At 71.4% G+C, this 24429-nt stretch carries 22 protein-coding genes, 1 pseudogene and 1 riboswitch; of the genes and pseudogenes, 20 read left to right on the top strand and 3 right to left on the bottom strand.

Features of this window, described 5'->3' with window-relative positions; all coding sequences use genetic code 11:
* The first annotated feature begins 170 nt into the window (after positions 1-170).
* The 15 genes and pseudogenes from AB0472_RS18165 to AB0472_RS18095 all read left to right on the top strand — a co-directional run bounded on the left by AB0472_RS18165 (position 171) and on the right by AB0472_RS18095 (position 15946).
* A complete protein-coding gene (locus tag AB0472_RS18165; protein WP_366357449.1) occupies positions 171-1100 on the top strand; it encodes an ABC transporter permease in 930 nt (309 codons plus the stop codon).
* Positions 1093-1872 carry an ABC transporter ATP-binding protein gene (locus tag AB0472_RS18160; protein WP_366357448.1) on the top strand — a complete coding sequence of 260 codons (780 nt, stop codon included), beginning with the start codon at positions 1093-1095 and terminating at the stop codon, positions 1870-1872. Before AB0472_RS18165 ends, AB0472_RS18160 begins: the two co-directional genes overlap by 8 nt.
* A gap of 358 nt (positions 1873-2230) precedes the next feature.
* Positions 2231-3133: a squalene synthase HpnC gene (gene hpnC, locus AB0472_RS18155; protein WP_366357447.1), complete on the top strand. Its 903-nt coding sequence runs from the start codon at positions 2231-2233 to the stop codon at positions 3131-3133.
* On the top strand, positions 3130-4083 hold the full coding sequence (hpnD, locus tag AB0472_RS18150; RefSeq protein ID WP_366357446.1) for a presqualene diphosphate synthase HpnD: 954 nt from the start codon (positions 3130-3132) through the stop codon (positions 4081-4083). Before hpnC ends, hpnD begins: the two co-directional genes overlap by 4 nt.
* A complete protein-coding gene (locus AB0472_RS18145; RefSeq protein WP_366357445.1) occupies positions 4083-4223 on the top strand; it encodes a DUF6380 family protein in 141 nt (46 codons plus the stop codon). The genes hpnD and AB0472_RS18145 overlap by 1 nt, the downstream gene beginning before the upstream one ends.
* Positions 4202-5641 (top strand): annotated as a pseudogene (gene hpnE / locus AB0472_RS18140) (hydroxysqualene dehydroxylase HpnE); the annotation flags it as partial. The gene AB0472_RS18145 and the pseudogene hpnE, both read left to right, overlap by 22 nt.
* Positions 5638-6774 carry a polyprenyl synthetase family protein gene (locus AB0472_RS18135; RefSeq protein WP_366357444.1) on the top strand — a complete coding sequence of 379 codons (1137 nt, stop codon included), beginning with the start codon at positions 5638-5640 and terminating at the stop codon, positions 6772-6774. The pseudogene hpnE and the gene AB0472_RS18135, both read left to right, overlap by 4 nt.
* 116 nt (positions 6775-6890) lie before the next feature.
* Complete coding sequence (gene shc, locus AB0472_RS18130; protein ID WP_366357443.1) at positions 6891-8882, top strand: squalene--hopene cyclase; 1992 nt, start codon at positions 6891-6893, stop codon at positions 8880-8882.
* On the top strand, positions 8882-9523 hold the full coding sequence (locus AB0472_RS18125; RefSeq protein WP_366357442.1) for a 1-hydroxy-2-methyl-2-butenyl 4-diphosphate reductase: 642 nt from the start codon (positions 8882-8884) through the stop codon (positions 9521-9523). Before shc ends, AB0472_RS18125 begins: the two co-directional genes overlap by 1 nt.
* Positions 9524-9528: 5 nt before the next feature.
* A complete protein-coding gene (gene hpnH, locus AB0472_RS18120; protein ID WP_365688145.1) occupies positions 9529-10551 on the top strand; it encodes an adenosyl-hopene transferase HpnH in 1023 nt (340 codons plus the stop codon).
* A gap of 4 nt (positions 10552-10555) precedes the next feature.
* On the top strand, positions 10556-11713 hold the full coding sequence (ispG, locus tag AB0472_RS18115) for a flavodoxin-dependent (E)-4-hydroxy-3-methylbut-2-enyl-diphosphate synthase (RefSeq protein ID WP_366357441.1): 1158 nt from the start codon (positions 10556-10558) through the stop codon (positions 11711-11713).
* Positions 11714-11740: 27 nt separating this feature from the next.
* A complete protein-coding gene (gene dxs, locus AB0472_RS18110) occupies positions 11741-13753 on the top strand; it encodes a 1-deoxy-D-xylulose-5-phosphate synthase (RefSeq protein WP_366357440.1) in 2013 nt (670 codons plus the stop codon).
* Positions 13750-15135, top strand: a complete 1386-nt coding sequence (locus AB0472_RS18105; protein WP_366357439.1) for an aspartate aminotransferase family protein — start codon at positions 13750-13752, stop codon at positions 15133-15135. Before dxs ends, AB0472_RS18105 begins: the two co-directional genes overlap by 4 nt.
* 59 nt (positions 15136-15194) lie before the next feature.
* Positions 15195-15827 (top strand): XRE family transcriptional regulator, encoded by a 633-nt coding sequence (locus tag AB0472_RS18100; RefSeq protein ID WP_366357438.1) that lies wholly within the window; start codon positions 15195-15197, stop codon positions 15825-15827.
* Positions 15824-15946: a DUF6126 family protein gene (locus AB0472_RS18095; protein ID WP_366357437.1), complete on the top strand. Its 123-nt coding sequence runs from the start codon at positions 15824-15826 to the stop codon at positions 15944-15946. The genes AB0472_RS18100 and AB0472_RS18095 overlap by 4 nt, the downstream gene beginning before the upstream one ends.
* A 28-nt stretch (positions 15947-15974) precedes the next feature.
* Here AB0472_RS18095 and AB0472_RS18090 read toward each other — a convergent pair whose 3' ends face one another.
* Positions 15975-16772, bottom strand: a complete 798-nt coding sequence (locus AB0472_RS18090) for a tyrosine-protein phosphatase (protein WP_366357436.1) — start codon at positions 16770-16772, stop codon at positions 15975-15977.
* A 198-nt stretch (positions 16773-16970) separates the two neighbouring features.
* Between AB0472_RS18090 and AB0472_RS18085 the strand changes: the two genes are divergently transcribed.
* The 3 genes from AB0472_RS18085 to AB0472_RS18075 all read left to right on the top strand — a co-directional run bounded on the left by AB0472_RS18085 (position 16971) and on the right by AB0472_RS18075 (position 21456).
* Positions 16971-19043 (top strand): alpha-galactosidase, encoded by a 2073-nt coding sequence (locus AB0472_RS18085; RefSeq protein WP_366357435.1) that lies wholly within the window; start codon positions 16971-16973, stop codon positions 19041-19043.
* Between the two features lie 307 nt (positions 19044-19350).
* Positions 19351-19511, top strand: a riboswitch (cyclic di-AMP (ydaO/yuaA leader).
* A gap of 4 nt (positions 19512-19515) precedes the next feature.
* Positions 19516-20448, top strand: coding sequence for a LysM peptidoglycan-binding domain-containing M23 family metallopeptidase (locus AB0472_RS18080; RefSeq protein WP_366357434.1), 933 nt, complete (start codon positions 19516-19518; stop codon positions 20446-20448).
* A gap of 222 nt (positions 20449-20670) precedes the next feature.
* On the top strand, positions 20671-21456 hold the full coding sequence (locus AB0472_RS18075) for an SGNH/GDSL hydrolase family protein (RefSeq protein WP_366357433.1): 786 nt from the start codon (positions 20671-20673) through the stop codon (positions 21454-21456).
* Positions 21457-21500: 44 nt separating this feature from the next.
* Here AB0472_RS18075 and AB0472_RS18070 read toward each other — a convergent pair whose 3' ends face one another.
* On the bottom strand, positions 21501-22103 hold the full coding sequence (locus AB0472_RS18070; RefSeq protein ID WP_366357432.1) for a TetR family transcriptional regulator C-terminal domain-containing protein: 603 nt from the start codon (positions 22101-22103) through the stop codon (positions 21501-21503).
* A gap of 41 nt (positions 22104-22144) precedes the next feature.
* Complete coding sequence (locus tag AB0472_RS18065; protein ID WP_366357431.1) at positions 22145-22669, bottom strand: N-acetyltransferase family protein; 525 nt, start codon at positions 22667-22669, stop codon at positions 22145-22147.
* On the opposite strand from AB0472_RS18065, the gene AB0472_RS18060 reads away from it, so the two are divergent.
* Positions 22668-23279, top strand: coding sequence for a helix-turn-helix domain-containing protein (locus AB0472_RS18060; RefSeq protein WP_366357430.1), 612 nt, complete (start codon positions 22668-22670; stop codon positions 23277-23279). The genes AB0472_RS18065 and AB0472_RS18060 overlap by 2 nt on opposite strands.
* Positions 23276-24427 carry an MFS transporter gene (locus AB0472_RS18055; RefSeq protein ID WP_366357429.1) on the top strand — a complete coding sequence of 384 codons (1152 nt, stop codon included), beginning with the start codon at positions 23276-23278 and terminating at the stop codon, positions 24425-24427. The genes AB0472_RS18060 and AB0472_RS18055 overlap by 4 nt, the downstream gene beginning before the upstream one ends.
* The last annotated feature ends 2 nt before the right edge of the window (positions 24428-24429 follow it).

The raw sequence follows: 24429 nt of genomic DNA, 5'->3' as shown, positions 1-24429 counted from the left end.
AGGTCGCGCCCGGCGCGCGGACGCCCCCGGAAGTGTGTCTGATGGCGCGGACGTGTCGCGCCTAGTAGCACAATTCCGTAAGACGAACGTAAGACGCATCCGAGAACGGGTCCGAAGGCGCATCCGGCGACGGGTGCGACGACGGATCCGAGGACGAAGGCTTCCAACCCTTGAGTGAGACAACGCATGACGGCGGGATCGCGGTGACCGCGGTGCCGTCCCCCGACGCAGGCCTCACGGCGGCGCAGCTGGCCGCCAGGTACGGGCTCACGGTCAGCGGCGCACGCCCCTCGCTGCCGGAGTACGTGCGCCAGCTCTGGGGGCGGCGCCACTTCATCCTGGCCTTCTCGCAGGCGAAGCTCACCGCCCAGTACAGCCAGGCCAAACTCGGCCAGCTCTGGCAGGTGGCCACGCCGCTGCTGAACGCGGCGGTGTACTACTTCATCTTCGGCGTGATCCTGCACGCGAGCCGGGGCATGTCCCAGGACGTCTACATCCCGTTCCTGGTCACCGGCGTGTTCACCTTCACGTTCACCCAGAGCTCGATCATGACGGGCGTGCGGGCGATCGCGGGCAACCTCGGTCTGGTGCGCGCGCTGCACTTCCCGCGGGCCTCGCTGCCGATCTCCTTCGCGCTCCAGCAGCTCCAGCAGCTGCTGTTCTCGATGATCGTCATGGTTGCGGTGGTGGTCGGGTTCGGCGGCCGGCCGGGTCTGTCCTGGGCGCTCGTCGTCCCGATCCTGTTCCTGCTGTTCCTCTTCAACACCGGCCTGGCCCTGATCGTGGCCCGGATGGGCGCCAAGACACCGGACCTCGCCCAGCTGCTGCCGTTCGTACTGCGCACCTGGATGTACATGTCCGGTGTGATGTTCTCGATCACCAAGATGATGGAGGGCCGGCCGGAGTGGGCGCGCACGCTGCTCCAGGTCAACCCCGCCACCGTCTTCATGGACCTGATGCGCTTCGCCCTCATCGACGGCTACGGCGCCTCGAACCTGCCGCCGCACGTCTGGGCCGTCGCGCTGTCCTGGGCCGTGGTCGTGTTCGGCGGCGGTTTCGTGTACTTCTGGAAGGCTGAGGAGCGGTACGGCCGTGGCTGAGCAGAGCATAGGGGAGCGGATCCCCACCGTCATCGCGGAGGACGTGCACATCGTCTACCGCGTCCACGGAGCCAAGACCGGCAAGGGCAGCGCGACGGCCGCCCTCAGCCGCATCTTCAGGCGCGGCGACGAGCGGGGCGTCCGCAAGGTGCACGCGGTCCGCGGCGTCTCCTTCGTCGCCTACCGCGGCGAGGCCATCGGCCTGATCGGCTCCAACGGCTCCGGCAAGTCCACCCTGCTGCGTGCCATCGCCGGCCTGCTGCCCGCCGAGAAGGGCAGGGTCTACACCAACGGCCAGCCCTCGCTGCTCGGCGTCAACGCGGCCCTGATGAACGACCTCACAGGTGAGCGCAACGTCATCCTGGGCGGCCTGGCCATGGGCATGTCCCGCGAGGACATCCGGGCCCGCTACCAGGACATCGTCGAGTTCTCCGGCATCAACGACAAGGGCGACTTCATCACCCTGCCGATGCGCACCTACTCCTCCGGTATGGCGGCCCGCCTCCGCTTCTCCATCGCGGCCGCCAAGGACCACGACGTCCTCATGATCGACGAGGCGCTGGCCACCGGTGACGCGGCCTTCCGCAAGCGCTCCGAGGACCGGATCCGGGAGCTGCGCGAGCACGCCGGCACGGTGTTTCTGGTCAGTCACAACAACAAGTCGATCCGCGACACCTGCGACCGCGTCCTGTGGCTGGAGCGCGGTGAGCTGCGCATGGACGGCCCGACCGAAGAGGTGCTCAAGGAGTACGAGAAGTTCACGGGCAAGTAGCCCCGTCCGGACCAGGCCCCGCCGGAACCTTTCCGGCGGGGCCCGCGTCTGCAAAGGAAGCGTCAACTCGGGCTCGCCTTAGGAATCTTGACGCCAATCGGTGTGTTGTTGTGATCTGCGGGACACCCCGACGAACCTCGATGCGTTGTACAACGTAAGCTGTACCGGTCCCGGAAAGCGGCAAGAGGGGCGATAATGCGCGACACCCTCCGCCGGGCCGCCCCGCGGGCCGCCGGGCGGCGTGTCCGAAATAGTGTGTATTGGGTCGGCAGTGTAGAACGGGAGATGTGACGGCAATGGCTACGGAAACTCCCCAGCTCAACGCAGGCCGCGCCGTCCCCGCCCCGGGCAGCGAACGGTGACGGCAGCCGGCCCGGTGCGCACCGGAGACCCGGAGCGCGGCACCCTGGACAAGGCCGCGGACGAGAACTTCCCCGTGGCCCCCTTCTTCCTGCCGAAAACCTGGCGCGACGACCTGATGGCGGTGTACGGCTTCGCCCGTCTCGTCGACGACATCGGCGACGGCGACCTCGCCCCGGGCGGCGCCGACGCCCGCCTCCTCGGGGTCGCACCGGAGCAGGCCGAGGACCGCCTGGTCCTGCTCGACGCCTTCGAGGCCGACCTGCGCCGCGTCTTCGACGCCACCCCGCACCACCCCCTGCTGCGCCGCCTGCAGCCCACGGTCAGGCGCCGCGCGCTGACCCCCGAGCCCTTCCTCGGGCTGATCGCCGCCAACCGCCAGGACCAGCTCGTCAAGCGCTACGAGACCTACGACGACCTGCTCGCCTACTGCGAGCTGTCCGCCAACCCGGTCGGCCGTCTGGTCCTCGCCGTCACCGGCACCTCGACGCCCGCGCGCGTCCGGCTCTCCGACTCGATCTGCACCGCACTCCAGATCGTCGAACACCTCCAGGACGTGGCCGAGGACCTCGGCCGTGACCGGATCTATCTGCCCGCCGAGGACATGAAGCGCTTTCACGTCCAGGAGGCGGATCTCGCCAGGAAAACCGCAGGCGCATCGGTGCGTGCACTGGTTGCATACGAAGCACAACGCGCCCGCGATCTCCTGAATGAAGGCGCCCCCCTTGTGGGTAGCGTCCACGGCAGGTTGAAGCTGCTGCTTGCGGGGTTCGTGGCGGGGGGAAGGGCGGCGGTCCACGCGATCGCCGCCGCCGAATACGACGTACTTCCCGGCCCGCCCAAGCCCGGCAAGGGCCGGTTGCTGCGTGAGGTGGGCGTGACTCTGCGAGGAGAGGGGTGATCCGGACCGTGGACTCTCCCACACACGTGTCCGCACCGGTACTCGCCGCCTACAGCTACTGCGAGACGGTCACCGGACAGCAGGCACGGAACTTCGCCTACGGCATCCGGCTGCTCCCGGCGCCCAAGCGGCGCGCCATGTCGGCGCTCTACGCCTTCTCCCGGCGTGTCGACGACATCGGCGACGGCGAGCTGGCGGCCGACGTGAAGGCGGCCCGCCTGGAGGACACCCGGGCGTTGCTGGCCCGGGTCCAGGACGGCGCGGTCGCCGAGGACGACACCGACCCGGTCGCGGTCGCCCTCGCCCATGCCGCCCAGGCCTTCCCGATCCCGCTGGGCGGCCTGGACGAGCTGATCGACGGCGTCCTGATGGACGTCCGCGGCGAGACCTACGAGACCTGGGACGACCTCAAGGTCTACTGCCGGTGTGTGGCCGGCGCCATCGGCCGGCTCTCGCTCGGCGTCTTCGGTACGGAACCGGGGGCGCGCGGCGCCGAGCGCGCGCCGGAGTATGCCGACACGCTCGGGCTCGCGCTCCAGCTCACCAACATCCTCAGAGACGTCCGCGAGGACGCCGGCAACGGCCGTACGTATCTGCCCTCCGACGACCTGGCCAAGTTCGGCTGCTCGGCCGGGTTCCACGGGCCGACCCCGCCGGAGGGCTCCGACTTCGCCGGTCTCGTGCACTTCGAGGTACGGCGGGCCCGTGCCCTCTTCACCGAGGGGTACCGGCTGCTGCCCATGCTCGACCGGCGCAGCGGCGCCTGTGTCGCCGCCATGGCCGGCATCTACCGCCGCCTGCTCGACCGCATCGAGCGCGAACCGGAGGCGGTGCTGCGCGGCCGGGTCTCGCTGCCCGGACACGAGAAGGCGTACGTCGCCGTGCGCGGCCTGTCCGGGCTCGACACCCGGCGCCACACCTCCCGCCTGACCGTCAGGAGGCGCGCCTGATGGACAAAGTGGGTCTAGGCGACTCCACCGGAGAAAAACGGCAGGCAACCCTCCGGCACGGCGTGGCGTCCCTGACTGCGACGGCCCGACCTGCCCCGTTCCACCGGCACGGCGGGCGGGCAGGGGAGGAAGCACGATGACCGACGGCACGCGATCCGAGCGGACGCAGGACGACATCCCGTCAGGGCGCACCGCGGTCGTGATCGGCGGCGGCCTCGCGGGCATCACGGCCGCGCTCGCACTCTCCGACGCGGGGGTACGCGTGACCCTGCTCGAAGGCAGGCCGAGGCTCGGCGGGCTCGCCTTCTCCTTCCAGCGCGGCGACCTGACCGTGGACAACGGCCAGCACGTGTACCTGCGTTGCTGCACCGCCTACCGCTGGTTCCTCGACCGCATCGAGGGCACGGCGCTGGCACCGCTGCAGGACCGCCTCGACGTACCCGTCCTGGACCTCGCCAAGCCGGAGGGGCGGCGCCTTGGCAGGCTCAGGCGCGACCCGCTGCCGGTCCCCCTGCACCTGGGACGCAGCCTCGCCGCCTATCCGCACCTCTCGCTCGCCGAACGGGCCAGGGTGGGGCGTGCCGCGCTCGCGCTCAAGGGGCTCGACCTCGCCGATCCGAGCCTGGACGCACAGGACTTCGGCAGCTGGCTGGCCGCCCACGGCCAGTCGGCGCGTGCCGTCGAGGCCCTGTGGGACCTGGTCGGGGTCGCCACCCTCAACGCGGTCGCGGGCGACGCCTCGCTGGGGCTCGCCGCGATGGTATTCAAGACCGGTCTGCTGTCCGACCCGGGCGCGGCCGACATCGGCTGGGCCCATGTGCCGCTGGGCGAACTGCACGACCGGCTGGCCCGCAAGGCGCTCGACTCCGCGGGCGTGCGTACCGAGGTCCGTACACGCGTCACCTCCGTCTCCACTAACGAGAACGGAACCTGGAGCGTTCAGGTTCCCGGCGAGACGCTCACCGCCGACGCCGTCGTGCTCGCCGTCGCCCAGCGCGAGGCGTACGACCTGCTCCCGGCCGGTGCCCTCGACGCCCCCGGGAACCTGCTGGAGATCCGCACCGCGCCGATCCTCAACGTCCACGTGGTCTACGACCGTACGGTTCTCACCAAGCCGTTCTTCGCGGCCCTCGGCACCCCGGTCCAGTGGGTGTTCGACCGCACCCACGCCGCCGGGCTGCGCACGGGGCAGTACCTCGCGCTGTCCCAGTCGGCCGCACAGGACGAGATCGACACCCCCGTGGCCGACCTGCGCGAGCGCTATCTGCCCGAGCTGGAGCGGCTGTTGCCCGCGGCGCGCGGCGCAGGAGTGCAGGACTTCTTCGTGACCCGGGAGCGCACCGCGACGTTCGCCCCGACCCCCGGCGTCGGGCGGCTGCGGCCCGGCGCCCGCACCAAGGCACCCGGCCTCTACCTGGCCGGAGCGTGGACCGCCACCGGGTGGCCCGCGACCATGGAGAGTGCGGTCCGCAGCGGTGTCAGCGCGGCCGATGCCGCGTTGCGCACCCTGGGCCGGCCCCGCCCCCGTCACCTCTTCGAGTTCGAGGAGGCGGCGTGACGCTCGATCAGCAGGCGGCAGGCCTCCGCACCCCCGGTACCGCAACAAGAGGAGAAACTGTGCCCACTGTGCCCCCGGACTCGAAGGGCGCCCGAGAGACCGCAGTGGACGTGACCGCGCTCCTGGAGCGCGGCCGGACCCTTGCCACACCGGTACTGCGGGCGGCCGTGGACCGCCTGGCATCTCCCATGGACACCGTGGCCGCCTACCACTTCGGCTGGATCGACGCCGAGGGCAACCCCGCCGACGGTGACGGCGGCAAAGCCGTACGGCCCGCGCTCGCCGTCCTCTCCGCCGAGGTGACCGGCGCTGCCCCCGAGGTCGGCATCCCCGGCGCGGTCGCCGTCGAACTCGTGCACAACTTCTCCCTGCTGCACGACGACCTGATGGACGGCGACGAACAGCGCCGGCACCGCGACACCGTCTGGAAGGTGCACGGCCCCGCCCAGGCCATCCTGGTCGGCGACGCGCTGTTCGCCCTCGCCAACGAGGTCCTGCTGGAACTCGGCACCGTCGAGGCCGGCCGTGCCACCCGCCGGATCACCACCGCCACCCGCGCCCTGATCGACGGCCAGGCCCAGGACATCTCCTACGAGCACCGCGACCGGGTCAGCGTCGAGGAGTGCCTGGAGATGGAGGGCAACAAGACGGGCGCCCTGCTCGCCGCCTCCAGCTCGATCGGCGCGGTGCTCGGCGGCGCCGACGACCGCACCGCCGACACCCTGGAGAAGTACGGATACCACCTCGGCCTCGCCTTCCAGGCCGTCGACGACCTGCTCGGCATCTGGGGCGACCCGGAGGCCACCGGCAAGCAGACCTGGAGCGACCTGCGCCAGCGCAAGAAGTCCCTGCCGGTGGTCGCCGCGCTCGCGGCGGGCGGGCCCGCCTCCGAGCGGCTCGGCGAGATCCTCGCCGCCGACGCCAAGAGCAGCGACTTCGAGAACTTCTCGGAGGAGGAGTTCGCCGCCCGCGCCGCCCTCATCGAGGAGGCCGGCGGCCGCGAGTGGACCGCCGAGGAGGCGCGTCGTCAGCACACCATCGCCATCGAGGCCCTGCACGCCGTCGACATGCCCGACCTGGTCCGGGCCCAGTTCACGGCGCTGGCGGACTTCGTCGTCGTACGAAAGAGATGATCACTATCGGTCGAATAACCCTCGCGTAGTCGCCGGCCGGTGCGAGCGCGCAAGCAGCACCGGCCGACGGCGGACCCACAGCAGCACGACTCGCACGACTGCACGAAGGGGAAGCCATGACAGCGACGACCGACGGAAGCACCGGGGCCACCCTGCCGCCCCGCGCTGCCTCGGCCAGCACGGACCGCACCACCCCCGCGGCGACCGGGGTCAAGGAAGCCGCCGAACACGCCATGCGGCGTGCCACCGACCATCTGCTCGCCCGGCAGGACGCGCAGGGCTGGTGGAAAGGTGACCTGGAGACCAATGTCACCATGGACGCCGAGGACCTGCTGCTCCGTCAGTTCCTCGGCATCCGCGACGAGGCCACGACCGCGGCCGCCGCCCTCTTCATCCGCGGTGAGCAGCGCGCGGACGGCACCTGGGCCACCTTCTACGGCGGCCCCGGCGAACTCTCCACCACCATTGAGGCGTACGTCGCCCTGCGGCTGGCCGGCGACGCGCCGGACGACCCCCATATGGCGAAGGCGTCGGCCTGGATCCGCGAGCGCGGCGGGATCGCCGCCGCCCGGGTCTTCACCCGGATCTGGCTGGCCCTGTTCGGCTGGTGGAAATGGGAGGACCTGCCCGAACTCCCGCCGGAGCTTCTGTACTTCCCCAAGTGGTTCCCGCTCAGCATCTACAACTTCGGCCAGTGGGCCCGGCAGACCATCGTGCCGCTCACCGTGGTCTCGGCCAAGCGCCCGGTGCGCCCGGCCCCCTTCCCGCTGGACGAGCTGCACACCGACCCTGCCGACCCGAACCCGCCGCAGCCCCTCGCCCCGGTGGCGAGCTGGGAGGGTGTCTTCCAGCGGCTCGACAAGGTTGTCCGCGGCTACCGCAGGGTCGCGCTGGGCCGGCTGCGCGGCTCCGCCCTGAAGTCCGCCGCCCGCTGGATCGTCGAGCGCCAGGAGAACGACGGCGCCTGGGGCGGCATCCAGCCTCCCGCCGTCTACTCGGTGATCGCCCTGTACCTGCTCGGCTACGACCTCGAACACCCCGTGATGCGTGCGGGCCTGGAGTCGCTGGATCGTTACGCCATCTGGCGCGAGGACGGCGCCAGGATGATCGAGGCCTGCCAGTCACCGGTGTGGGACACCTGCCTGGCGACCATCGCCCTGGCCGACGCCGGACTCCCCGCCGACCACCCGCAGCTCGTCAAGGCCGCCGACTGGATGCTCGGCGAGCAGATCGTCCGCCCCGGCGACTGGGCGGTCAAGCGGCCCCAGCTCCCGCCGGGCGGCTGGGCGTTCGAGTTCCACAACGACAACTACCCCGACATCGACGACACCGCGGAGGTCGTCCTCGCGCTGCGCCGGGTCAGGCACCACGACCCGGAGCGGATGGAGAAGGCCATCGGGCGCGGGGTGCGCTGGAACCTCGGCATGCAGTCGAAGAACGGCGCCTGGGGCGCGTTCGACGTCGACAACACCAGCCCGTTCCCCAACCGGCTGCCGTTCTGCGACTTCGGCGAGGTCATCGACCCGCCGTCGGCCGACGTCACCGCGCACGTCGTGGAGATGCTCGCCTTCGAGGGCATGTCCCACGACCCGCGCACCCGGCGCGGCATCGAATGGCTGCTCGCCGAACAGGAGGTGAACGGCGCCTGGTTCGGGCGCTGGGGCGTCAACTACGTCTACGGCACCGGGTCCGTGGTCCCCGCGCTCACCGCGGCCGGGCTGCCCGGCTCGCACCCGGCCATCCGGCGCGCGGTGACCTGGCTGGAGCAGGTCCAGAACGAGGACGGGGGATGGGGCGAGGACCTGCGCTCCTACAAGTACGCCGGCGACTGGAGCGGCCGCGGCGCCTCCACCGCCTCCCAGACCGCGTGGGCACTGATGGCGCTGCTGGCGGCGGGGGAGAAGGACTCCAAGGCCGTCGAGCGGGGCGTCCGGTGGCTCGCCGAGACGCAGGCCGAGGACGGCTCCTGGGACGAGCCGTACTTCACCGGCACCGGCTTCCCCTGGGACTTCTCCATCAACTACCACCTGTACCGGCAGGTCTTCCCGCTCACCGCGCTCGGCCGCTATGTCCACGGCGAGCCCGTGCCCGGGGCAGAGGGGGCCTGATGAACACCACGCCCGCGCCGGCCCCGCTGCTGATCGCCTGCGCACTCGGCATCGAGCACCTCGCCCTGCGCGCCGGCGAGCGCGGGGGCGCGGGCGGACCCGTCACCGTGCTGCGCACCGGCATGGGGCCCAGGGCGGCGGAACGGTCCGTCACCCGGGCCCTGGCCGATCCCGCGCTCGCCGGTGCCGCGGTCCTGGCGACCGGCTTCTGTGCGGGACTCGCCCCCGGGATGCACCCCGGGGACCTGGTCGTCGCCGAGGAGACCCGGGACCCCCGCGGCAGCGTCCCGTGCGTGGGCACCGAACTCCTCGTGAAGGAACTCGTGCGGACCCTGCCGGGCCGTACCGTCCACACCGGGCCGGTCACCGGCTCCGATCACGTCGTCCGCGGTCACGAGCGGTCGGATCTGCTCGCGACCGGCGCAATCGCGGTCGACATGGAATCGGCGGCCACGCTCCTGAGCGCCGTGCACGCGGGCGAGCGCCCCGTTGCGGCCGTCAGGGTGGTCGTGGACGCTCCTGAACATGAACTCGTCCGGATCGGCACGGTACGCGGTGGAATATCTGCTTTCCGCGTTCTTCGATCCGTTCTTCCAGCTTTCTTCGAATGGCACCGTTCTTTGCTGCTCCCCCGGAGGTGAGCCAGATGGCCATGCCGCTGCGTCAGTCGATCAAGGTCGCTACTTACTTGGCTGAACAGAAGCTCCGCAAGCGGGACAAGTTCCCGTTGATCGTGGAGCTGGAACCCCTCTTCGCGTGCAACCTGAAATGTGAGGGCTGCGGCAAGATCCAGCACCCGGCGGGGGTGTTGAAGCAGCGCATGCCGGTCGCGCAGGCCGTCGGGGCGGTGCTGGAGTCCGGTGCGCCGATGGTGTCCATCGCGGGCGGCGAACCCCTGATGCATCCTCAGATCGACGAGATCGTGCGGCAGTTGGTGGCGAAGCGGAAGTACGTCTTCCTGTGCACCAACGCGATGCTGCTGCGCAAGAAGATGGACAAGTTCACCCCCTCGCCCTACTTCGCCTTCGCGGTGCACATCGACGGGCTGCGCGAGCGGCACGACGAGTCCGTTGCGAAGGAAGGCGTGTTCGACGAAGCGGTGGAGGCCATCAAGGAGGCCAAGCGGCGCGGCTTCCGGGTGACCACCAACTCGACCTTCTTCAACACGGACACCCCGCAGACCATCGTCGAGGTCCTCAACTTCCTCAACGACGACCTCAAGGTCGACGAGATGATGATCTCGCCCGCCTACGCCTACGAGAAGGCCCCCGACCAGGAGCACTTCCTCGGCGTCGAGCAGACCCGCGAGCTGTTCAAGAAGGCCTTCGCGGGCGGCAACCGCAAGAAGTGGCGGCTCAACCACTCCCCGCTCTTCCTGGACTTCCTGGAGGGCAAGGTCGACTTCCCGTGCACGGCCTGGGCGATCCCGAACTACTCGCTCTTCGGCTGGCAGCGGCCCTGCTACCTGATGAGCGACGGGTACGTGCCGACGTACCGCGAACTCATCGAGAAGACCGACTGGGACAAGTACGGCCGCGGCAAGGACCCGCGCTGCGCCAACTGCATGGCGCACTGCGGCTACGAGCCCACCGCCGTCCTCGCCACCATGGGCTCGCTCAAGGAGTCGCTGCGCGCGATGCGCGAGACGGTCTCCGGGAACCGGGAGTAACGGCATGACCGCGGTCTCCCTGGGCCTCCCGGAGGTCCCTGCCCGGCCGGTCGCCGAGCGGCGCCGGTCGCGGCAGATCCACGTCGGCCAGGTGCCGGTCGGGGGCGGCGCCCCGGTGTCGGTGCAGTCGATGACCACGACCCGCACCTCCGACATCGGCGCCACCCTCCAGCAGATCGCCGAACTCACCGCGTCCGGCTGCCAGATCGTCCGCGTCGCCTGCCCCACGCAGGACGACGCGGACGCGCTGGCGACGATCGCGAAGAAGTCCCAGATCCCGGTGATCGCGGACATCCACTTCCAGCCGAAGTACGTGTTCGCGGCCATCGAGGCCGGCTGCGCGGCGGTGCGCGTGAACCCCGGCAACATCAAGAAGTTCGACGACCAGGTACGGGAGATCGCGCGGGCCGCCAAGGACCACGGGACCCCGATCCGCATCGGCGTCAACGCGGGCTCGCTGGACCGCCGGCTCCTTGAGAAGTACGGCAGGGCGACCCCGGAGGCGCTCGTCGAGAGCGCTCTCTGGGAGGCCTCGCTCTTCGAGGAGCACGACTTCCGGGACATCAAGATCTCGGTCAAGCACAACGACCCGGTCGTGATGATCGAGGCGTACCGGCAGCTCGCCGCCCAGTGCGACTACCCGCTGCACCTCGGCGTCACCGAGGCGGGCCCGGCCTTCCAGGGCACGATCAAGTCGGCCGTCGCCTTCGGGGCGTTGCTCTCGCAGGGCATCGGTGACACGATCCGCGTCTCGCTGTCCGCCCCGCCCGCCGAGGAGGTCAAGGTCGGCATCCAGATCCTGGAGTCGCTGAACCTCAGGCAGCGGCGCCTGGAGATCGTCTCCTGCCCGTCCTGCGGACGCGCCCAGGTCGACGTCTACAAACTGGCGGACGAGGTGACGGCGGGCCTGGAGGGCATGGAGGTGCCGCTGCGTGTCGCCGTCATGGGGTGCGTGGTCAACGGCCCCGGCGAGGCGCGCGAGGCCGACCTGGGGGTCGCCTCCGGCAACGGCAAGGGGCAGATCTTCGTCAAGGGCGAGGTCGTCAAGACCGTGCCCGAGTCGAAGATCGTGGAGACCCTCATCGAGGAAGCGATGAAGATCGCCGAGCAGATGGAGCAGGACGGCGCCGGGTCCGGAGCACCCGCCGTCACGGTGAGCTGAACAGCACGGACCGAGAGGGGGCCGAGCGTGACGATTCTGGAGACCATCCGGGGACCACGCGACCTGAAGGCGCTGTCCGAGGCGGAACTCGGCGAACTGTCCGAAGAAATACGCGAGTTCCTGGTGCACGCGGTCGCCAGGACCGGCGGCCACCTCGGGCCCAACCTGGGCGTCGTGGAGCTGACCGTCGCGCTGCACCGGGTCTTCGAGTCCCCGGCCGACCGCATCCTGTGGGACACCGGTCACCAGAGTTACGTCCACAAGATGCTGACCGGACGTCAGGACTTCTCCAAGCTGCGCGGCAAGGGCGGCCTGTCCGGATACCCCTCGCGCGAGGAGTCCGAGCACGACGTCATCGAGAACAGCCACGCCTCCACCGCGCTCGGCTGGGCCGACGGCCTCGCCAAGGCCCGCCAGGTGCAGGGGGAGAAGGGCCATGTCGTCGCGGTCATCGGCGACGGCGCGCTGACCGGGGGGATGGCCTGGGAGGCGCTCAACAACATCGCGGCCGCCAAGGACCGGCCGCTGATCATCGTCGTCAACGACAACGAGCGGTCGTACGCCCCCACCATCGGCGGCCTCGCCAACCACCTCGCCACGCTGCGGACGACCGACGGCTACGAGCGGGTGCTGGCCTGGGGCAAGGACGTGCTCCTGCGCACCCCGGTCGTGGGCAACACCGTCTACGAGTCCCTGCACGGCGCGAAGAAGGGCTTCAAGGACGCCTTCGCCCCGCAGGGCATGTTCGAGGACCTGGGCCTCAAGTACCTCGGCCCGATCGACGGCCATGACATCAAGGCGGTCGAGTCGGCGCTGCGGCGGGCGAAACGCTTCCACGGGCCGGTGCTCGTGCACTGCCTCACGGAGAAGGGGCGCGGCTACGAGCCCGCCCTCGCCCACGAGGAGGACCACTTCCACACCGTCGGCGTGATGGACCCGCTCACCTGCGAGCCGCTCGCGCCGTCCAACGGCCCCTCCTGGACCTCGGTGTTCGGCGACGAGATCGTCCGGATCGGCGAGGAACGGGACGACGTCGTGGCCATCACGGCGGCCATGCTGCACCCGGTCGGCCTCGGCAGGTTCGCCGAGCGCTTCCCGGGCCGGGTCTGGGACGTCGGCATCGCCGAGCAGCACGCGGCCGTCTCGGCGGCCGGCCTGGCGACCGGCGGACTGCACCCCGTCGTCGCCGTCTACGCCACCTTCCTGAACCGTGCCTTCGACCAGCTGCTGATGGACGTGGCGCTGCACCGCTGCGGGGTGACGTTCGTACTGGACCGGGCGGGCGTGACGGGAGTCGACGGCGCCTCGCACAACGGCATGTGGGACATGTCGATCCTTCAGGTCGTACCCGGCCTCAGGATCGCCGCCCCGCGCGACGCCGAACAGCTGCGGCTCCAGCTGCGCGAGGCGGTCGCCGTGGACGACGCGCCCACCCTGGTGCGGTTCCCGAAGGAATCGGTGGGCCCGGAGATCCCCGCGGTCGACCGGGTCGGCGGGATCGACGTCCTGCACCGCGCGGAGGACGCGCGGGTGCTGCTGGTGGCGGTCGGCGTGATGGCACGGGTGTGCCTCCAGGCCGGGGAGCTGCTGGCCGCCCGGGGTATCGCCTGCACGGTCGTCGACCCTCGGTGGGTCAAGCCGGTGGATCCCGCGCTGCCGGGTCTGGCGGCCGAGCACGAGCTGGTGGCCGTCGTCGAGGACAACAGCCGGGCGGCCGGGGTGGGCGCGGCGGTGGCGCTCGCGCTGGGCGACGCCGACGTGGACGTGCCGGTGCGGCGGTTCGGGATTCCGGAGCAGTTCCTGGCGCATGCGAAGCGGGGGGAGGTGCTGGCCGACATCGGGCTGACGCCGGTGGAGATCGCCGGTGCCATCGGGTCGCGTTTCGACAGGCTGGGGGGTGCGGGCGCCGGAGGGGGTGCCGCGGGGGGTCGAGTGGCGGCTGCGGGTTCGTCCGGGCTGGTCGCGCAGTTCCCCGCGCCCCTACGGGGCGCCTCAGCCGAGGGCGCTGTCATGGACGGCGCTCACAAGGAGAAGGAATGAGTACGGAGTTCGACCTCGGCGCCCTGCTGGCCGAGCGTGGTGGTGAGCGGTACGAGCTGCACGGCAAGTACCTGAACCACCAGCTGCCGCGGATGCTGCACACCATCGGCTTCGACAAGGTCTACGAGCGGGCCGAGGGCGCGCACTTCTGGGACGCGGACGGCAACGACTACCTGGACATGCTCGCCGGGTTCGGGGTGATGGGGCTGGGCCGCCACCACCCCGTCGTCCGCAAGGCCCTGCACGACGTCCTGGACGCCCAGCTGGCCGACCTCACCCGCTTCGACTGCCAGCCGCTGCCCGGGCTGCTCGCCGAGCGGCTCCTCACGCACAGCCCGCACCTGGACCGGGTGTTCTTCGGCAACAGCGGCACCGAGTCGGTGGAGACGGCCCTGAAGTTCGCCCGGTTCGCCACCGGCAGACCCCGCGTCCTCTACTGCGACCACGCCTTCCACGGCCTGACCACCGGCTCGCTGTCGGTAAACGGCGAGGACGGCTTCCGGGACGGCTTCGCCCCGCTGCTGCCCGACACCGCCGTCCCCCTCGGCGACCTGGACGCGCTCGCCCGCGAGCTGAAGAAGGGCGACGTGGCCGCCCTGATCGTCGAGCCCATCCAGGGCAAGGGTGTGCACGAGGCGCCGCCCGGCTACCTGCGGGCCGCACAGGAGCTGCTGCACAAGCACAAGGCACTGCTCATCGCCGACGAGGTGCAGACCGGCCTCGGCCGCACCGGCGACTTCTACGCCTACCAGCACGAGGAGGGCGTCGAGCCGGACCTGGTGTGCGTGGCCAAGGCGCTGTCCGGCGGGTACGTGCCGGTGGGCGCCACCCTCGGCAAGGACTGGATCTTCAAGAAGGTCTACTCCTCCATGGACCGCGTCCTGGTCCACTCGGCCAGCTTCGGCGCCAACGCCCAGGCCATGGCCGCCGGGCTCGCCGTCCTCTCGGTCATGGAGAACGAGCAGATCGTCGCCAATTCCCGGGCCGTGGGGGAGCAGCTCAGGTCCCGGCTCGCCGCGCTGACCGACAAGTACGAGCTGCTCGCCGAGGTACGCGGCCGGGGCCTGATGATCGGCATCGAGTTCGGCCGGCCCAGCTCGCTGAAACTGCGCAGCCGCTGGACCATGCTGCAGGCCGCCCGCAAGGGCCTGTTCGCCCAGATGGTCGTCGTACCGCTGCTGCAACGGCACCGGATCCTCACCCAGGTCTCCGGGGACCACCTGGAGGTGATCAAGCTCATCCCGCCGCTGATCGTCGACGAGGCCGACGTGGACCGATTCGTGGACGCCTTCACGGACGTCATGGACGACGCCCACAGCGGCGGCGGCCTGATGTGGGACTTCGGCAGGACGCTGATCAAGCAGGCGGTGGCCAACCGCTAGCCTTTTGCCTCTGAGGCAAGAAAATTGCCTCGGAGGCAAAACTGGGGCTGAATGGAGGCATGAGCTCCTCCGCGAACGAGCGGGCGGGCGGTCCGGTCGACGACCTGCCCGCCGTCGCCCCGCAGCTGCGCTCCCTGCGCCGCCGCGCCGGCCTCACCCTGGAGGCCGCCGCCCGCGACGCCGGTCTGTCGCCCGCGCACCTGTCCCGGCTGGAGACCGGGCAGCGGCAGCCCTCGCTGCCGATGCTGCTCGCGCTCGCGCGTGTCTACGGTACGACGGTATCGGATCTGCTGGGGGAGACCGTCGCCGACCGGGACGCGATCGTGCGCGCCGACGACATGGAACCCACCCGCGCCGGCGGCTGGACGTACTGGCAGGCCGGGGCGTCCGGCCGGGGGATGCAGGCGCTGCGCGTCCGGGTGCCGCACGGCTCCCAGGGCGACATCGTGCGCGTGCACCCCGGCGAGGAGTGGCTGTACGTCCTGCACGGCCGGCTCCGGCTGCGTCTCGGTGACACCACCCATGTGCTCGCGTCCGGCGACAGCGCGCACTTCGACTCGCTGACCCCGCACCGGCTCGCCGCCGAGGACCGGGACGGGGTCGAGCTCCTGTTCGTCCACACCCTGCTGCAGAGTCCCACGGCCACGCTGTGCCTGGGACCCGGCACCGGCATCCCTGGAGAGCTGCCATGAGCAACATCGAGGAGAAGTTCCCCCGGTCCCTGTGGATCCGGCTGGTCATCTACCTCGCCGTCGGGCACGTCCTGGCCGGCTTCCTCTATCTGCTGTTCGCGCTGGGCGGCAACAACTGACCCACCGCCCGGCGCCCGCCGCCCGGCCTCAGTCGAGCAGGCGCCCGCGCAGCCGCTCCCGGGTCTGCGGGGCCAGCCTCAGGCCCTGCTCCAGGTAGGTGTCGACGTCGCCCCACGTCTCGTCGATGCTCTCGAAGGCCGCCGCGAGGTACTCCGCGCGGGCGTCGAAGAGCGGGCTGAGCAGCTCCATCACCTCGGGGCTGTACACGCTCTCCCCGCTGCCGCTGCGCCTCACCCTGTAGCGGCGGTGCTTGGCGTTGGACTCCAGGTAGTCGGCGAGGATCGCGTCCGGTTCCACGCCCACCGCGAGCAGCGTCACGGCTATGGAGATGCCCGCCCGGTCCTTGCCGGCCGCGCAGTGCATCAGCGCCGGGACGCTGTCCTCGGCGAGCGCGTGCAGCACGCGCGAGTGCTCGTCGGTGCGGTCCTTGACGATCGTGCGGTACGAGCTGACCATCCGGGCCGCGGCCTTGCCGTCGCCCAGGAGTTGGCGCAGCTGGTCGATCTCGCCCTCACGGACCATCTTCCAGAAGTCGGCGCCGTGCGCCGGGTCGGTCAGCGGCAGGTTCAGGTTCCGCACGCCGGGCAGCTCGACGTCCGGGCCCTCCAGCTTCTGGTCGGCCGCGTTGCGGAAGTCGAAGATCGTGTGCAGGCCGAGCGAGGCGAGGAACTCCGCGTCCCCTTCCGTCGCGTGCGCCAGGTGGCCGCTGCGGAACAGCACGCCCGGCCGCACCCGGCGCCCGTCCACGGTCGGCAGGCCGCCCACGTCACGGAAGTTGCGCACACCGGCCAGCTCGGGCTCGGTGGACGGGACCTGCTGCGTCACGGGGGGCTCCTCCCGGTCGGCCCCGTCGGCGCTGCTCGTCGACGGGCACTGGACCGACCATACGACATCGGTTTCCACGGGCAATGAGTTGTCCACAGGCACCCCCTGCGAGGCCCGTGGCCCTTGCCTCCGGGGCCCGTGGCCCCGGATGATGTTGGTGCTTGAGCGGATCTGTTGGCACCTGTGTGAGGTTTCTCGATGGTGGACATCGCCGAAAACGGTCGTACCTGGCTGCTGTCGGGCCCCGGCAGCAGCTACGCGCTGCATCTGACGGAGACCGACGAACTGCTCCACCTGCACTGGGGGCCCAGGATCGGGCTCGCCGACGCCGAGGAGCTCAGCACCCGGGCCCTGCCCGGCTACTGGCCCTTCGAGTCCCCGCTGGACGGCCGTGAGGAGTACCCGGTCGAGGGCGGCCCCCGCTTCGTCCGCCCCGCGCTGTCCGTGCGGACCGAGGAGCGCCGGGGCACCGAGTGGACCTACGACACGTACGAGGTCGAGGACGACGAGCTCCGGCTGCGCTTCACGGACGACGGCATCGCCATCACCCTGCACTACCGGATGCGCGGCGACGTCGTCGAGCGCTGGGTGAGCGTCGACAACGAGGCCCCCGCGCGCGTGGAGCTGCTGCGTGCCGACCCCGCCACCTGGACGCTGCCCGACCGCGAGGGCTGGCGGCTCTCCCAGCTGCACGGCCGCTGGGCCGCCGAGTCCCGGCTCGTCAGCGCTCCGCTCACCTACGGCGAGAAGGTCATCGGCAGCCGCCGTGGCCACACCGGCCACCAGCACCTGCCCTGGGTCGCCCTCGACACCGACGCCACCGAGGAGCGCGGCGAGGTCTGGGGCTGCGCCCTCGGCTGGTCGGGCTCGTGGCGGATCGCGGTCGCCCAGCTCCCCGACGCGCGCGTGCAGATCACCGGCGGCGCCGGCTACGACGACTCGGGCCTGCTGATGCTGGCCGAGGGGGAGTCGTACACCAGTCCGGTCTTCGCGGGCCTGTGGACCGACGGCGGCTTCGGCGGGGCGAGCCGTGCCTGGCACGCCTACCAGCGCGCGTACGTCATCCCGGACGCCGACCGGGACCGGCCGGTGCTCTTCAACTCCTGGGAGGCCACCACCTTCGACATCTCCGAGGAGCAGCAGGCCACCCTCGCCCGCCGGGCCGCCGCGATCGGCGTCGAGCTGTTCGTGGTCGACGACGGCTGGTTCGGCGCCCGCACCAGCGACCGCGCCGGCCTCGGCGACTGGACGCCGAACCCCGACCGCTTCCCCAAGGGCCTCAAGCCCCTCGCCGAGTACGTGCACGCCCTTGGTATGCAGTTCGGCATCTGGGTCGAGCCCGAGATGGTCAACCCGGACAGCGACCTGTACCGCGCGCACCCCGACTGGGTGCAGTACCAGCAGGGGCGAAAGCGGACGGAACTGCGCAATCAGCTCGTCCTCAACCTCGCCCGCGAGGACGTCCGGGAGTACCTCTGGGAGCAGCTCGACACCCTGCTCTCCAGCGCCCCGATCGACTACGTCAAGTGGGACTTCAACCGCTGCTTCACGGACGCGGGCTGGCCCGGTGAGCCCTACCCGCAGCGTCTGTGGGTCGACCATGTGCGCGGGCTCTACGCCCTGCTCGACCGGATCCGCGCGGCCCACCCGAACGTCGCCATCGAGTCCTGCTCCGGCGGTGGCGGGCGGATCGACCTCGGCATCATGAGCCGTACCGACGAGGTGTGGACCTCCGACAACACCGACCCGCTGGACCGGCTCGCCATCCAGCACGGCTTCAGCCAGATCCACCCCGCCCGGGTGATGTCGGCCTGGGTCACCGACAGCCCGAACCACCAGCTCAACGGCCGGGTCAGCAGCCTGCGTTTCCGGTTCGTCAGCTCCATGGCAGGGGCGCTCGGGGTCGGCGGCGACCTCTCGGGGTGGACCGAGGAGGAGCTGGCCGAGGCCGGCCGCTGGGTGGAGCTCTACAAGGAGATCCGGCCCCAGGTGCAGCGCGGCGAGCAGTTCCGGCTGCGGCCGCCGGCCGGCGGGCTCAGCGCGGTGCAGTACACCCTCGGCGACGACACCGTCGTCCTGGCCTGGCTGCAGGCGCAGAGCTACGGCGAGCCGGTGCCGGCGCTGCGGCTGCGGGGGCTCGACCCGGCCGCGGCGTACGAATGCCGCGAAACGGGCGAAGTGCACCGGGGTGCCGTGCTGTTGCACCACGGGTTGCACACCGGGCTGAAGGGTGACCTGGATGCGGCGGTCTTCCGGCTCCGTCGGATCTGACCCGCCTGCCCGAATTGCCTTGTTTGTTGGAGTTTGTGGCGCAATAAACCGACGTGGTGTGACGTGCGTGAGGAGGGTCATATTCGTGACCGTCCGTCGCGCGGCATGCTCACGTAATACCGATGTCCCGCAGGCGAATTGGAAATCCGGATCGGGTGGAATTCACAGAGGGTGACCGGAATTTCCGGTAACGGATCAAGTCGGAACCGGAGGGCGGGAATTTGGTGCTTGTCCACGTCCGTCCCACTCGCTTACGTTCGCCTCACATCCGGTCGGAACGCCGAATCCTGCCGCCGCCCGGAGTCCCCACACACACTCACCCGTGCCCGGCAGGAGCGGGGGACCCACCAGGTATGAACGCCTGTTCCGGTTCCCGGGACGGCTAGGGGTGTAGCCACGTCTTCCGGCGTGGCCGGGCAGCTCCAGCCCGAACCCGACAGCTCACCTCGCAGGCGCCGGAGAGGAATGCGCCATGCCCGCGAAGGGTAAGCACCGCCGTCCCAGGTCCCAGCGCCTCACCCGTTCCATGGCCGTCGCCGGAACCGGTGGCGCCGCGCTGGCTCTGCCGCTCATGGGGGCCGCCGGCGCCCACGCGGCCACCACGCAGTCCCTTTCCGAAAAGACCACCCAGTCGCTTCCCGTGGTCGAGAAGGCCGCGGTGCAGGAGGCGCCCGTGGGCAATTCCGGCGCCGCGCATTCCGCACCGCGGACCTACACGGTGGTGCCCGGTGACTATCTCTCGAAGATCGCCCGCGACCAGAACGTCCGCGGTGGCTGGCACCGGCTCTACGCCGACAACCGGCAGGCGGTCGGCGACAACCCCTCGCTGATCCACCCCGGACTCAGGCTCACGCTCGGCGGCCGGCACGCCGCGCCGACGGACTCCGGCTCCCGTCCCGAGACGCAGCCGAACCCGCGGTCGTCCACCCCGTCCTCGTCCTCGCCCTCCTCGTCCTCCGCCTCGGAGGACTCGGGCGGTTCGGCCGAGGTCGCCTCGGGCTTCGGCCTCCCGGTCACCGGTGGAGCCATCGGCACCGGCTACCACGTGGCCGGCAGCATGTGGTCCAGCGGATACCACACCGGCGTCGACTTCGTCGTCCCGACCGGCACCCCGGTCAAGGCCGTCGGCACCGGTACGGTCGTCACGGCCGGCTGGGGCGGCGCCTACGGCAACCAGGTCGTCGTCCGGCTCGCCGACGGCTACTACGCCCAGTACGGCCACCTCTCCGCCCTGTCCGTCTCGGTCGGTCAGACCGTGACCGCCGGCCAGCAGATCGGCCTCTCCGGCGCCACCGGCAACGTGACCGGCCCCCACCTGCACTTCGAGATCCGCACCACCCCCGACTACGGCTCGGACGTGGACCCGGTCGCCTACCTGCGCGCCAAGGGCGTCACCGTCGGCTGACCCGGGACCGCTCAGCGGCGTCGACGGGGCCGCCCCATGCGCGGCCCCGTTTCCGGTTGACACGTCAACGCCGGTGGTCGGAGGCGTATTCCACGATTGGAAAAGTATTTAAGGGTGTCTTATCTCACCGAGCGTCAACCCCTTATTACGGTCGCGTAGGTCACAGCCGAAGGTGAATCATGGTGCGACGTGGGAGACGATTCGAAGAGTGACAATGCATCAGTGATCGGGTCGTACGCGGCGGTGGGGGACAGCTTCACCGAGGGCGTGGGAGACCCCGGACCCGACGGGGCGTTCGTCGGCTGGGCAGACCGGTTCGCGGTACTGCTGTCCGACCGGCGGCCCGAGGGCGACTTCAGTTACACCAACCTCGCCGTACGCGGGAAACTGCTCGACCAGATCGTGGCGGACCAGGTGCCGCAGGCCCTGGAGCTGGCCCCGGACCTGGTCTCCTTCTGCGCGGGCGGCAACGACATCATCCGCCCCGGCACCGACCCCGACGAGGTGGCCGAGCGGTTCGAGCGGGCGGTGGCCCGGCTGACCGAGGCCGTCGGCACGGTGCTCGTGACCACCGGCTTCGACACCCGGGGCGTGCCCGTCCTCAAGCACCTGCGCGGCAAGATCGCCACGTACAACGGACATGTCCGGGCCATCGCCGACCGGTACGGCTGCCCGGTCCTCGACCTGTGGTCCCTCAAGACCGTGCAGGACCGGCGGGCCTGGGACGGCGACCGGCTGCACCTGTCTCCCGAGGGGCACACGCGCGTGGCGCTGCGCGCCGGCCAGCTGCTCGGCATCGAGGTGCCGGCCGACCCCGACCAGCCGTGGCCCCCGCTGCCGCCCCGCGGCACCCTGGAGGTCCGCCGCGACGACGTGCACTGGGCCCGCGAGTACCTGGTCCCCTGGATCGGGCGCCGGCTGCGCGGCGAGTCGTCCGGCGACCACGTGACGGCCAAGGGGGCGCTCTCCCCGGACGACATCAAGATGCGGATCGCTTCCGTCGCCTGAGGCGGAACCGGCGGGTAAGGGGTGGCCGCACTGCGGACCGCCCCTTACGGCTGCCCGGGCAGTCCCAGTTCGCGCGCCAGCGCCTCGTCGGCCCACGCCTGCGCCCGGGCCCGGGGTACGGCGCCGGGGTACGAGGTCAGCTGGACGGCGAGCCCGTCGAGCAGCGCGGTCAGCCGCAACGCCGCCGCGGTGGGGTCGGGGCACCGGAACTCGCCGGCCGCCACCCCCTCGGTGATGACCTCCGCGATGGCCGCCTTCCACTGCTGGTCAAGCCCCTTGGTGACGTCCCGCAGCGCGGGCTCCCGCAACGCCACCGCCCAGCCCTCGATCCACAGCCGCCAGCCCTTGGCCTGCCCGGTCGGCGCGTACCAGCGCACCGCGGCCCGCAGCCGGCGCAGCGCCGACGTACGGCGGCCCAGCAGCTTGCGCAGATGCGCCAGGTCGTCCTCGGCGGCATGGGTGAAGGCGGCCGCGACCAGCTTCTCCTTCGTCGAGAAGTGGTACAGCACCAGCGCGTTGCTCACCCCGAGGGCCGAGGCCACATCGGCGATCCGCACCGCCGCCACGCCCCGCGCCTCGATCTGCTCGATGGCGGCCCGCAGCAGTTCCTCCCGCCGCTCGGCCACGCTCAACCGCACTCTCGCCACGCGGTCACCCTAATCGGTCGTCCCCCGGCCGCGTTGCCGTCTCAGGCCAGCGGCAGCCGCATGATCGTCAGGTCCAGCCAGCGGCCGAACTTGGTGCCCACCTCCCGGACCGTGCCGACGTGCTCGAAGCCGAACCGGTCGTGCAGCCGGACCGACGCGGCGTTCCCCGCCTCGATTCCGGCGATCATCACATGGTGGCCGGCCTCGCGCGCCGAGGCGATGAGCGGGCCGAGCAGCGCGGAGCCGATGCCGAGCCCGTGGCTGCCCTCGCGGACGTAGACGGAGTTCTCCACCGTGTGCCGGTAGCCGTCCAGGGCGCGCCACGGGCCGTAGACCGCGAACCCGGCCACCTCGCCCGGCTCGTCGGCCACCTCGGCCACGAGCGCCGAGCCACGTTCCAGGTGGGCGGCGAACCAGGCCGCACCCTCCGCGGGGGACTGCGGGGTCTCGGTCCACAGGGCCGTCGAGTGTTCGATCGCGTGGTTGCGGATCGCGCGGACGGCCTCCTCGTCCTCGGGCCGGGCGGGCCGTACCGCCACCAGGGGTCTCTCGTATATTGGATTCATGTCCAACATAGTAGAACCCTCGGTCGACCCCCTGGTGCGGCAGATCGCCGCCCGGGTCCGCACCGAGCGGGAGCGCCGCCGGTGGACGCTGGCGCAGCTCGCGGACGCCTCCGGTGTCTCCCCGGCGATGATCAGCCGCATCGAGCGCGGCGAGAGCAGCCCCACCGCGGTCGTCCTCGGCAAGCTGTCCGCCGCCTTCCGGATCGGCGTCGCCTCGCTGCTGGCCCCCGCCGAAGGCGCGCAGGGCGCACCGGAGTCCGAGGCCGACGCGCGGGGCGTGCGGCGCGCCGCGGACGCCGCCGAGTGGCGCGACCCCGGTACCGGCTACCGGCGCCGCCAGATCACCGGCCCGCGCTTCCCGGCGGAGATCGCCGAGATCCGGCTGCCCGCCGGCGCCCGGGTGCCCTACCCGGCCGCGGCCTTCGCCTTCGTACGGCAGCTGGTCTGGGTCCTGGACGGTCGGCTCACCTTCCACGACGGCGACACGGTCCACGAACTCGAGGCCGGCGACACCGTCGAACTCGGCGCACCGGCCGAGCGCGTCTTCGCCAACACCACCGACGCCGAGTGCCGTTACGCCGTCGTCCTCACCCGCGACGCTCGGCCGTGAGCCCGCCGCTGCCCCGCGGCGGCACGTTCCTGCTGGCCGTCGTGGCCGGGACGGCGATCGCGAACAACTACGCCGTGCAGCCCGCGCTCACGGCGGTCGCCACCGACCTGCATGTACCGCTCGCCACGATCGGCCTGGTGCCGACCGCCGCGCTCGCCGGCTGCATGACCGGCTTCGCCCTGCTGCTCCCGCTCACCGACCACCTCGCCCCGAACCGCCTGGTCGCCGCACAGCTCACCGCCCTGGCCGCCGCCCTGGCGCTCGCCGCCACCGCGCACGACGCGTCCGTGCTGCTGGCCGCCTACCTGTTCGTCGGCGCCGCCGCGAGCGTGGCCGCCCAGGCGGGCAACATCGCCGGCCGCCACGCCCGGCCGGGCCGCGGCGGAACCGGCGTCGCCCTCGTCGCCGCCGGCATGTCGGCCGGCATCCTGCTCAGCCGGCTGGCGGGCGGCGCCCTCACCGACGCCCTCGGCTGGCGCCGGATGCTCCTCGTCTTCGCCGCCCTCGCCCTGCTCGGCGCGCTCGCCGCCGTGACGCTCCTGCCCCGGCGACGGCCGCCCGCCTCCCGCGGCTACCGCGCCACCCTGACCGCCCTCCCGCCGCTGCTGCTGCGCCAGGCGGGACTGCGCCGCGCGGTGGCGACCGGAGCGCTCTGGTACTTCGCCTTCAACCTCGTCTGGATCGCCCTCACCCTGGCCATGGCCCAGCCGCCGCACTCGCTCCCCCCGACCGCCATCGGCCTCTACAGCCTGGCCGGGCTGCTCGGTTTCGCCGCGCTCCCGTACACCGGCCGCCTCACCGACCGGTACGGCCCGCGCACGGTGATCGGCGCCTCCATGACGGCCGCCACGGCCGGTGCCGCCCTGCTGGCCACGGGCCTGGACACCCCCTGGCGCACGGCCCTCGGCCTCGCCCTCTTCGACGCCGGCTGCTTCGCCGCCCAGGCCGCCAACCAGAGCCGCGTGATCGCCCTCGACCCCGCCCGCTCGGGCAGCCTGAGCAGCGTCTACCTGGTGGTGTACTTCTCGGTCGGCGCCCTGGGCACGGCCGCCGCCGCACCGCTGCTCGACGCGCTCGGCTGGCAGGGCACCAGCCTCACGGCCGCGGGCGCGCTGCTGCTCGCCGCCGGACTCGGGCGCCGCCGATGACG

This window comes from Streptomyces sp. NPDC086777, from assembly GCF_040702065.1.
In the GTDB taxonomy this organism is placed as follows: Bacteria; Actinomycetota; Actinomycetes; order Streptomycetales; family Streptomycetaceae; genus Streptomyces.
Note: the sequence above shows the minus strand (reverse complement) of the source record. Positions and strands in the feature narration are given on the sequence as shown.

What these genes read in the sequence shown, in the direction of transcription:
- AB0472_RS18145 (WP_366357445.1), top strand. Translation starts at nt 4,083, where the DNA reads ATGGACAAAGTGGGTCTAGGCGACTCCACCGGAGAAAAACGGCAGGCA.
- shc (WP_366357443.1), top strand. Translation starts at nt 6,891, where the DNA reads ATGACAGCGACGACCGACGGAAGCACCGGGGCCACCCTGCCGCCCCGC.
- AB0472_RS18125 (WP_366357442.1), top strand. Translation starts at nt 8,882, where the DNA reads ATGAACACCACGCCCGCGCCGGCCCCGCTGCTGATCGCCTGCGCACTC.
- hpnH (WP_365688145.1), top strand. Translation starts at nt 9,529, where the DNA reads ATGGCCATGCCGCTGCGTCAGTCGATCAAGGTCGCTACTTACTTGGCT.
- ispG (WP_366357441.1), top strand. Translation starts at nt 10,556, where the DNA reads ATGACCGCGGTCTCCCTGGGCCTCCCGGAGGTCCCTGCCCGGCCGGTC.
- AB0472_RS18105 (WP_366357439.1), top strand. Translation starts at nt 13,750, where the DNA reads ATGAGTACGGAGTTCGACCTCGGCGCCCTGCTGGCCGAGCGTGGTGGT.
- AB0472_RS18100 (WP_366357438.1), top strand. Translation starts at nt 15,195, where the DNA reads ATGAGCTCCTCCGCGAACGAGCGGGCGGGCGGTCCGGTCGACGACCTG.
- AB0472_RS18095 (WP_366357437.1), top strand. Translation starts at nt 15,824, where the DNA reads ATGAGCAACATCGAGGAGAAGTTCCCCCGGTCCCTGTGGATCCGGCTG.
- AB0472_RS18085 (WP_366357435.1), top strand. Translation starts at nt 16,971, where the DNA reads ATGGTGGACATCGCCGAAAACGGTCGTACCTGGCTGCTGTCGGGCCCC.
- AB0472_RS18080 (WP_366357434.1), top strand. Translation starts at nt 19,516, where the DNA reads ATGCCCGCGAAGGGTAAGCACCGCCGTCCCAGGTCCCAGCGCCTCACC.
- AB0472_RS18060 (WP_366357430.1), top strand. Translation starts at nt 22,668, where the DNA reads ATGTCCAACATAGTAGAACCCTCGGTCGACCCCCTGGTGCGGCAGATC.
- AB0472_RS18065 (WP_366357431.1), bottom strand. Translation starts at nt 22,669, where the DNA reads ATGAATCCAATATACGAGAGACCCCTGGTGGCGGTACGGCCCGCCCGG.